Genomic DNA, 9,855 nt, shown 5'->3' on the forward strand with positions numbered 1-9,855 from the left:
AATCGGTAAATAATCTTTTCTATTATGCGTTTGACCAAAGGGCGAGCGACATTCACCTTGAACCGAAAAGGGATATCAGCATTGTTCGTTTCAGAATAGACGGAATTTTGCATAATGTATATATACTGAAAAAAGTGGTTTACAATGCGATTGTTTCCAGAATTAAAACAATGGCAGGCATGAATATTGCGGAAAAACGCCGCCCCCAGGACGGCAGGATAAAGATTATTCATAAGGAACAGGAAATAGAGCTGCGCGTTTCCACAGTTTCTACAGCCTTTGGCGAAAAAGTTGTATTGAGAATATTCGATCCTGATATTCTCCTCCAAGACATTGATGCACTGGGTTTTTCACTTAACGATTCGACATTATTTAATGAATTTATTCACCACCCCTATGGAATAATCCTTGTAACAGGACCTACCGGCAGCGGCAAAACAACAACTTTATATTCCGCTTTAAATAAAATCAGCAGTACTGAGTTAAACATATGCACTATCGAAGACCCGATTGAGCTTGTCCATGACATGTTTAACCAGGTTGCTGTAAATCCTCAAATTGATTTGACCTTCGGCAAAGTTTTGCGAACCATGCTACGGCAGGACCCTGATATCATTATGGTTGGTGAAATCCGCGATACGGAAACGGTTCAAAACGCAATCCAGGCAGCGCTTACCGGGCATCTCGTGCTCAGTACACTTCACACAAATGACGCCCCTACGGCAATTACACGCCTCATTGATATGGGCGGACAGCCCTTTTTAATCGCTTCTACTTTAATAGGGGTAGTGGCTCAACGTCTTGTCCGTAAAATATGTCCGCATTGCAAAACATCATTTGAAATAAAAGAAGAAGACCTGAAGAAAGAACTGGATGTTGATTTGAATAAGAAAAAGAATGTTGTATTACAAAAAGGGGAAGGTTGTCTGGAGTGCAGGGGAACCGGCTATTTCGGCAGAACGGCTGTTTTTGAAATTATGCAAATAAATGATGAGATACGTGAATTAACAAAAAACAAAGCAGCTTCCAATGAAATACAAAAAGCAGCCATTAAGAACGGCATGGTTACACTCCGCGAAAATGCACTAACGAAACTCTTTAACGGCACAACTACCATTGAAGAGGCAGCCAAAATCATAAAAGGCATTTAAAGTTTCAGCAATTCCCGGTGATGAAACAAGGGTATTATGGCAATAACAGTTGTATTGGATTTTCAGGGTATGAAAAAGGAGAAGTATGAGCATATCATCCAGACGCTCATGGCTATTTATAACGATGAAAGATAGGAGGTCAGATTAACTTTCTCATTATTTAAACCAAGCTTTTTTCTTATATTGTTTCTGTGAAAATGGATTGCCCCGAGGGACATATTGAGCACTTCGCCTATTTCTTTCGTTGTTTTACCACTCTTTACGAGATTGGCTATTTGTATTTCCGTTGGTGTGAGACGAGCATATTTTGAGCCTATTTTTTGTAAAAAAGGAGAAGTAATATCGTTAAGGCTTGATTCAATTATTTCCACATAAGTCATATGGTGGGAGTCTAACCGGCATTTTTTCAATTTGTCAATATAAGGGAACACCAATTCTTTGACATTCGTTACTATTTTTTCTTCAAGCTCAATCTTGTCGTTTCCCCTCTCTTTGAGCAATACCTTAAGCGCTGTATTCATTTCTTCAAGGTTTATTGATTTAATCTCCAATTCTGCATCTCTGATTTTCAATGCTTCTTCTGCCTTTTTCCGTTCCCTGATATCCCTTACTGTCAGTAGAATACGCTCATGCTCGCCGATCAAGGCACGCCGCATGTTAATCTCAACCCGGAACAAATGGCCGTTTTTATCTTTTGCCTGCCATTCGAAGAGTTGTGGCTCTCCTGTAGAAGCTTCGTAAAGCCATTTTTGGGCATCCTGCGCTGCATAGGGCGGTTCACCGGAACTTAAATCCGTCACACTTGTCTTAAGGGCTTCCTCACGGGTATATCCGTACATCTCACACATACGGTTGTTGACATCCACGATAGCACCCGTTTCCAGGTCATGAATAAAAACCGCATCGTTCACTGAATTGAAAATGGCGCGGTATTTTTCCTCACTCTCCTTGAGGGTTTTTTCTGTTTTTTTAATGTCAGTAACGTCCAGCCCTTCAGGGTTCAGGTAGATAATATTCCCATCTTTGTCCATAATTGGCCTGAGTGAAAACTCGATATAATGGAGTGTATTATTTTTGTCTATGTGTGTGGTTTCAAATCTTACCAATTCCCCTGTAGCCGCCCTTTTTACAGCATCTCTGAGCTTATTTTGAGTTTCTTTTGAATGTCCCCACCAGGGGGTCTCCCAAAAATACTTTCCTACAACGTCTGTTTCTGATGCCCCTATGAATTCCAGAGCTGTTTTATTTGCAGAAATTATAATACCGTCAATGTTTAAAAGACCCATAAACTGGAATGTCTGGTCAAAAACAATCCGCAGCTTCTCTTCTGATTCACTGAGTTTTTTTTCTATAATTACGCGTTTGGTAATATCACGAATAGATTCTATTGCCCCCTGGCAGTCACCGTTATCATCCAGTAAAGGGGCTGCAGTACCCCAAAGATAGCCACCTATGCCTTTGTTAATACCAGGGGCATATGCTTCTGCATAAATAGTATTTCCATATTGTTTTACATAATTATATAGTCCCTCCGGTTCTCTACTGTTAGCTAAAACAAAGTCGATAAGGAGAGGTCTCTTATTACCATAAAAAGGAATAGCATATGCATAGTCGCCTTTACCGAGGATATCTTCCTTTTTTACACCTGTCATCTCTTCTATTGCCCTGTTCCAGGCTATAACCTTCCCGCCCCTGTCGATCACGAAGGTTGCGTCAGGTAAAAAATCAATAATTGCAGTAAATGACATGCTCTCCATATGGCACGCTCCTGATAAATCAATATTGATTTTGTAGCACAAAACAAGAAAAAAAGACAATACTCCGGGAAGCTTTTCCATATAACAAAAGGAACTGTGTCCGTAATGGTGCGGGGGTTGCTATCTATCCAGTAAACGGCAAGGACATCGAAACACCGGTAAAGATTGCCGGCATCGCCATGTATGAAGCAAAAAGAATTAGGAAGAAATAACTATTGATTGTGCAACGCATGCAATTGAGATTGACCCGTCATCGGCTTTTGCCGGTGGTGGGTCAGTTTTGTTTTTATAGTTTTTATCTTTACATCTGATTGAAGTAAGGGAAAATAGATTTTAAACGTTGTTCCGTGCCCTGGTTGGCTTTCACACTCAATATATCCATTATGCTGTTTTACCAAACCATATACAATGGAAAGTCCGAGTCCTGTCCCTTTTCCGACCTCTTTTGTTGTGAAGAAAGGCTCAAATATTTTTTTCTTTGTTATTTCATCAATACCTGTTCCGCTGTCAGATACATTGATAAAGGCATATTCGCCTGGTTTTCCGTATCCATGCCCCTCAACAAATCTCTCATTTATTGTGGCTATACAGGTATGGATAGAGAGTGAACCTCCTTTCGGCATTGCATCGCGGGCGTTTATCACAAGGTTCATAAGTATCCGTTCTAACTGGATCTGATCGGCTTTGACAATCAAGCTTTCACCTGAATATTTAAAATTAAACTCGATGCCTTCGCCTATAAGCCTTATAAGCAGTTTTTCAAATTTTCTAATCACATCATCTATATCGATATTTTTTGGACTTATCGTCTGTTTCCTGCTGAAGGCAAGTAGACTCTGAGTAAGATTTGCCGCCCTTTCTGCTGCCGAAAGTACATTGTCTAAATAATGTTGAACCGGGTCGTTGTAGCTTAGTTTCCTCTTTGTGAACGTGGTAAATCCTATTATTGCTGTAAGGATATTGTTAAAATCATGAGCAACTCCCCCGGCAAGGGTGCCGACAGCTTCCATTTTCTGGGAATGGAGAAGCTGTGCTTCGAGTCTTTTTAATTCAGTAATATCTTTATAAGTCATAAGATATTCGCCGGTTGGCAGTCGAACAGAAATAAAATTGACAACTTTCTTTGTGCTATCCTTGCAGGTTACAGTAAATGTCCACTTTCCGGTTTCTTTCAGGGAAGGATCATATGTGGCTTTTTCAATGTCTTCAAACCATGTTTCAATCACTTTATGCCTGTATTCAGGATCCGGATAAGCCTTTCTGCACCATTCCCTGCCATTGGGAATATCATGAAGATCATAACCGAACATCTCTCGGAACTTTGCATTAATAAATGTGTAATACCCTTTTTTATCAACAAGGGCCATTCCGAATGGTGCATTTTCGATAAGGGTAAGGAACTTGTATTTCTCTTTTTCAAGCCCCTCTTCTGCCCGCTTCTGCTCCGTAATATTCCTCCATACCATAAACACAATCTGTTTTCCCTGAATCGGGATTAACGTAAGCGAGACATCGATCCACAGGTCTTCCCCTTCAAAAGTACGATGTACCCATTCGAAATCAATAGCCCCTGCCCTGAACACGGCATCAATCAACTCTCGCACCTTCTCTGACGACAGGCGGCCATCGGGTTGCCTTTCCGGTGATATATCAAATGGATGGAATCCAATCAATTGCTCTTTGGCAGGACAATGCATCAATCTCAAAGTGGCTTCGTTGCAGTCAATAATTTTATCCCCATCCAACAAGATTGCGGGGTCAGAAGATTTTTCAAAGAGGAGTCTGAATTTTTCTTCAGATTCTTTGAGCTTTAACTCTGTCACTTTACGATCAGTAATATCGCGAAGAGATTCGATAGCCCCATGGATATTACCGTTATCATCCAGCAAAGGTGCTGCAGTACCCCAAAGATATCCACCCGTGCCTTTTTTAATGCCAGGCACGTAAGCTTCTGCATAGATAGTGCTCCCGTGTTGTTCTATATAACTGTAAGAGTCTTCTGCTGCTTTAGTGCTTTGCAAAACAAAGTCAATAAGGAGCGGCCTTTTTTTGCTGTAGAAAGGAATGGCATAAGCATAATCACCTTTCCCGAGCATATCTTCTCTTTTAATACCCGTCATCTCTTCTATTGCCTTGTTCCAGGCAGTAACATTTCCGTTCCTGTTAATTGCGAAGGTTGCGTCGGGTAAAAAATCAATGATTGTAATGAGTAATCTGTTATCCATCTGATATGTTATTGATAAATATTGTTTTTTATTTAACATAAAACAACGAAAAACGAAAGTGCAGCTATAAAACCCTGAGTGCAAGAGCAGGGCCTGGTTTAAATAAATAACTGAGTAAATATAGATTTTTTACAGCTATAAAAGTCTTTTACTTACATATTGCTTATATTAAACTTATAATAATTAACTTAACCCGACTTCATGCTCTTCCCTTGATCCGGGGTGGTTTTGAGTAGTTCCAGAAAGCCGGATTTAACGAATGCCTTTCAACAAGGCTATGAACGCATGACTCAAAGGCAACAACGCCTCTGTGCTCAAGAACACGGTCACCCCTGAGAAGCATTATAATGTGGATAAATCCCTTTGACATAAAAGGTATATTTTCCTATACTTTCTGTACAAATGATGTTTTCATAAATTTTGGATTGGCCTGCGCACACTTCGATGCCTTCCATGAAACGTACAGAACGAAAGAGTCCTCAGTCCCTTGATATAAAAGACCACTCGCCCATCCTATGGAGAAGAATGCATGGGTTTTGAAGGATACATGATGGAAACTGCACAATTAAATCGTATTTACAATAAATTACAGAAATTCTTAACCGACCCGAGAGAACTCTTTCTGGTCCAATCCATTGAAGCACAGACGCTCTTCGTCTGCCAGGAAGACGCCGTTATCGAGCGATACGACGCCTCCACCTCCCGTTTCGGAAATGGCAATCGGGAGAACTCCTTCAAAACACCCCTCGGTGTCCATAGAATCAAGGATAAAATCGGAGCTGGTGCTCCTGTGGGGCGTATCTTCAAAGAACGTAGCGATACGGGCATCGACTGGGATCAGGTTTCTATTGAAGATAATTTGATATTGACCCGTATTCTGAGACTGGAAGGCCTGGAGGAGGGAATCAACAAGGGCGCGGGAGTGGATTCCTATGAGCGCTGCATCTATATTCACGGCACTAACCGGGAGGATCTGGCAGGCACCCCATTGTCCCATGGATGCATAGCTTTACGAAATCAGGATATCCTTGGCATGTTTGATATTGTCAGGGAAGGTACGGTCGTCTATATTGATCCTTTACCTATAGTTATTAATGAAAGTAAGCGCAGAAGCGTTCATTTCACCGGTATTTTCGGAACCGGTATGAGCGCCCTCGCACAATATCTGCGTTTTCAGGGGATTTCAGTCTCCGGTTCCGATCGTTTACTTGCCAGTGAGGATACCGCTTCCATCCGGCAATCGCTTGAGGGGCTTGGATGTAAAATCATCAATCAGGACGGTTCAGGCGTCAATGCGGATATTGATGTGGTCTGCATCTCAACGGCAATAGAAGAATCAAATCCCGACATCGCTGCTGCTCGCGCCTGTGGTCTTCCCATCGTACATCGCTCTGATCTGCTTGCCGCAATCATAGCCTCAAAAAAGACTATCGCAGTGGCAGGTACAAGCGGTAAGTCGACGGTGACTGCAATGATATTTGAATTCCTGACCGCATGCGGAAAGTCGCCCTCTCTCATAAGCGGCGCGCCCTTGCGCAGGCTCGAAAAACAGGGGTTTATCGGCAATGCCTGGAGCGGCGGTTCTGACCTGCTGGTCGTAGAGGCAGACGAGAGCGACGGAACGTTGACCAAATATTCTCCGGAGGTCGCGGTTATTCTTAATATCTCCAAGGACCACAAGAGCGTTGACGAGATAAGGGTGCTTTTTGAGACGCTTGTTTTGAACTCGACCTGGACTGCTTCAAATGCAGACGATCCGGGACTTGCAACACTGCCGGCAACAGTCGGCTTTGGCCGAACTGGTTCGGCCTCCTGGCGATCGAACTACGAAGAACTCCTGCCCACCTCGGTTAAACTTTTTCGTAACAACATTGAATATCATTTGCCGCTTCCTGGAAACCACAATCTTGAGAACCTGCGCGCAGCCCTTTGTGTGTGCGAGCATTTCGAATGCGAGGGGCCATCTCTTGCCGATGCGGTAAGGACTTTTGAGGGTGTGGCTCGACGTTTTACAATAACCGTGACAGGACAGAAAGTACAAGTAGTCGATGATTTTGCTCATAATCCGGCAAAGATAGCGGCTGCGGTGAGCACTGCACGTGGCCTTTCAGGGCGCATTATTGCCGTATACCAACCGCACGGGTTTGGTCCGACGCGATTCTTGAAGGATGAATACATCGCAACCTTTCAAAACGTCTTCCGGCTGAACGACTCGCTCTATCTCCTGCCCATCTACTATGCCGGGGGCACTACACAAAAAGACATTTCTTCGGAAGATATCATAACCGGTCTCGGTCACGTATCGTTCAATGCTCAAGCGGTAAAGGACCGCAACGAGCTGTTAACCGAACTGAAGATCGACACGAGATCAGGCGATTGTGTTCTTGTCATGGGCGCACGCGATCCGTCTCTTCCTGCTTTAGTAAAGAAAATAGTGGAATTGTTCGGCGGGGAAAGGAAAAAGTCATAATCTGTTTGCAACCTCAAGTGTTCTTTATATTTGGAATACGGATTTTCAAGGCAGCAAAGAAATTGCAGACGGCAATCAATGCACCCAACAGAAATACATACTGAAATCCAAATACATCCCAGATTATGCCGCCCAGCAGACCAACGGCAATAGAAAAGATGTGGTCAATGGTAACGGAACTCGTAAGGGCCGGTTGAACATGGGAATCATGTAGGGCGATTTTTTTCATATACGTTGAGCGGGCCATATTGACTGACATCAACATCTGGTCCAAAAGGAAGCAAATACAGGTAATAATGAAAGCAGGCTGTTCCTGGAAAAGAAACTTTGAAAATCCATAGCCGAGACAAACAAATATGAGGAGCGCTGCCTCTGATAAGAGTACGATCCTCTCGCCAAGCCTGTCGATAGCCCAACCCAGAAAGGGCTGAAAAAGAATGCCGATCCCTCCTCCGAGCAGGACGAGTGTGGCAATTGTCTGCGTCGGTTGATGGAAAATCGTAACCAGGACCCAGGGGCCGAAGGTGAGAAATATTTGTTTCCGCGAGCCGAAGAGAATAGATAGAATATAATACAACCGATATTCCTTATACAGCTTCAAATATACTTTAGGCTCATGTGTCTTATCCGGCTTCATCATAAACATAAGCCCTGCTGCTACTATAAAAGCAAAACCGGACAGTGCGAAGGCATGAAAAAAGGTAAATCCCAGAAACTTAAAACCCAATAGCACCAGAAGACTTCCTCCGATAACTGCGAGGTTTCTGATTGCATTGAGTTGTCCTAAACGTTGTCCTATTCTACCTTCTCTGGCAAGTTCCATGCCTATGGCTGAAGACATGGGCATAAAAAGATGCAGACCCGCACTATAGATGAAGAGCCAGACCACCATAATCATATAGGCAGGAGAAGCAAAACCGATAAGAAGTGTGCCTGCGGCGCACAGAAGCATTGCCACCGCACTTTGCCGACGACTGCAGAGAAACCAGAGCGAGGCGGACAGAAAAACGACAAGAAGCCCCGGCAATTCCCGAGGAAATTCAAGAAATGACCGTTGAAAACCGGTTAGAGCAAAGCGTTCGTTAAGAAAATTATTAAACGTAGAATCAAAAATGCTGAATGCTACGCCCATGGCTAATGACGCCATAACAAAGAGCTTTAGTTCCCGTGACATATGTGTTATGCGTGAAAAGTGTTTCATCATCGTTACACGTTAATCTAAAATATTTCTTTACTGCTTGAATGCCACACCACAAACTTTCTTACGGCATCAGTAATATAACAACATATGAGATAGTCTAACAATTGTTATTTTAATTTATATGCCGAAAAAATATCTTATCAGTTGCTTAAGAAGCTGATGTCAAAGTAAAGCGAAAAACTGCCAGACTACCGCACGATGGATGTAATTACAATATATTTATGGTATACTCACCGTATAAAATACAATCTCTACAGAAAGGATTTGAAATAAGATGGGCAATGAACCGAACAAGATTATTTACTCCATGATCGGGGTAAGCAAATATTACGACAAAAAACCGATTTTGAAAGATATCTATCTCTCCTATTTTTATGGAGCAAAGATCGGTGTTCTTGGCCTGAACGGATCAGGTAAAAGCTCCCTTCTGCGTATTCTGGCAGGAACGGATAAAGAGTACAATGGCGAGACTGTCCTTGCTCCCGGCCATACCGTAGGACTCCTTGAACAGGAGCCACAACTGGATGACAAAAAGACGGTGCGGGAGGTTGTGGAAGAGGGAGTACATGAAATAGAAGCTGCCCTCAAGGAATATGATCGTATTAACGAGAGATTCGCTGAACCGATGTCGGACGATGAGATGAACAGACTTATCGAACGACAGGGCAAGGTACAGGAAAAACTCGAAGCATGGGATGCGTGGGACCTTGATTCGCGCCGTGAGATGGCGATGGAAGCGCTACGCTGTCCGGCCGGAGAGACCCCGGTCAATATCCTGTCTGGAGGAGAAAAACGCCGTGTCGCGTTGTGCAGATTACTCCTGCAGAAGCCGGATATTCTGCTTCTGGACGAGCCGACCAACCATCTCGATGCAGAGACCGTGGCCTGGCTTGAGCACCACCTGCAAAGCTATCCGGGCACTGTTATTGCCGTGACTCATGACCGTTATTTCCTCGACAATGTTGCCGGGTGGATTCTGGAACTTGACAGAGGACAGGGGATCCCGTGGAAAGGGAATTATTCCTCCTGGCTGGAACAGAAGAAAAATCGT

7 protein-coding genes are annotated in these 9,855 nt (G+C 43.3%); 3 read left to right on the forward strand and 4 right to left on the reverse strand.

The genetic code is table 11. From position 1 onward, the window contains the following. Positions 1–1,151, forward strand: a 1,151-nt coding sequence (locus tag NT178_16310) for a GspE/PulE family protein (protein ID MCX5814084.1), incomplete at its 5' end; no start/stop codon positions are given. Between the two features lie 116 nt (positions 1,152–1,267). On the opposite strand, the gene NT178_16315 is transcribed toward NT178_16310, so the two are convergent. From NT178_16315 to NT178_16325, 3 genes are all read right to left on the reverse strand, one after another. After that, a complete protein-coding gene (locus NT178_16315) occupies positions 1,268–2,908 on the reverse strand; it encodes a PAS domain S-box protein (protein MCX5814085.1) in 1,641 nt (546 codons plus the stop codon). A 212-nt stretch (positions 2,909–3,120) separates the two neighbouring features. Further along, positions 3,121–5,133 carry a PAS domain S-box protein gene (locus NT178_16320; protein MCX5814086.1) on the reverse strand — a complete coding sequence of 671 codons (2,013 nt, stop codon included), beginning with the start codon at positions 5,131–5,133 and terminating at the stop codon, positions 3,121–3,123. Between the two features lie 199 nt (positions 5,134–5,332). After that, positions 5,333–5,503 (reverse strand): hypothetical protein, encoded by a 171-nt coding sequence (locus tag NT178_16325; protein MCX5814087.1) that lies wholly within the window; start codon positions 5,501–5,503, stop codon positions 5,333–5,335. Positions 5,504–5,662: 159 nt separating this feature from the next. On the opposite strand from NT178_16325, the gene NT178_16330 reads away from it, so the two are divergent. Then, complete coding sequence (locus tag NT178_16330; protein ID MCX5814088.1) at positions 5,663–7,603, forward strand: L,D-transpeptidase family protein; 1,941 nt, start codon at positions 5,663–5,665, stop codon at positions 7,601–7,603. A gap of 13 nt (positions 7,604–7,616) precedes the next feature. Here NT178_16330 and NT178_16335 read toward each other — a convergent pair whose 3' ends face one another. Continuing rightward, entirely contained in the window at positions 7,617–8,807 is a 1,191-nt protein-coding gene (locus tag NT178_16335; GenBank protein MCX5814089.1) for an MFS transporter, read from the reverse strand. Positions 8,808–9,078: 271 nt separating this feature from the next. Between NT178_16335 and NT178_16340 the strand changes: the two genes are divergently transcribed. Beyond that, positions 9,079–9,855, forward strand: a 777-nt coding sequence (locus NT178_16340) for an ATP-binding cassette domain-containing protein (GenBank protein ID MCX5814090.1), incomplete at its 3' end; no start/stop codon positions are given.

It is taken from the genome of Pseudomonadota bacterium (assembly GCA_026388255.1).
Taxonomy (GTDB): domain Bacteria; phylum Desulfobacterota; class Syntrophorhabdia; order Syntrophorhabdales; family Syntrophorhabdaceae; genus JAPLKB01.

Bases quoted from the DNA above. Each gene is read 5' to 3' on its own strand.
- NT178_16330 (MCX5814088.1), top strand. From the start codon at position 5,663: ATGGGTTTTGAAGGATACATGATGGAAACTGCACAATTAAATCGTATT.
- NT178_16320 (MCX5814086.1), bottom strand. From the start codon at position 5,133: ATGGATAACAGATTACTCATTACAATCATTGATTTTTTACCCGACGCA.
- NT178_16315 (MCX5814085.1), bottom strand. From the start codon at position 2,908: ATGGAGAGCATGTCATTTACTGCAATTATTGATTTTTTACCTGACGCA.
- NT178_16335 (MCX5814089.1), bottom strand. From the start codon at position 8,807: ATGATGAAACACTTTTCACGCATAACACATATGTCACGGGAACTAAAG.
- NT178_16325 (MCX5814087.1), bottom strand. From the start codon at position 5,503: ATGTCAAAGGGATTTATCCACATTATAATGCTTCTCAGGGGTGACCGT.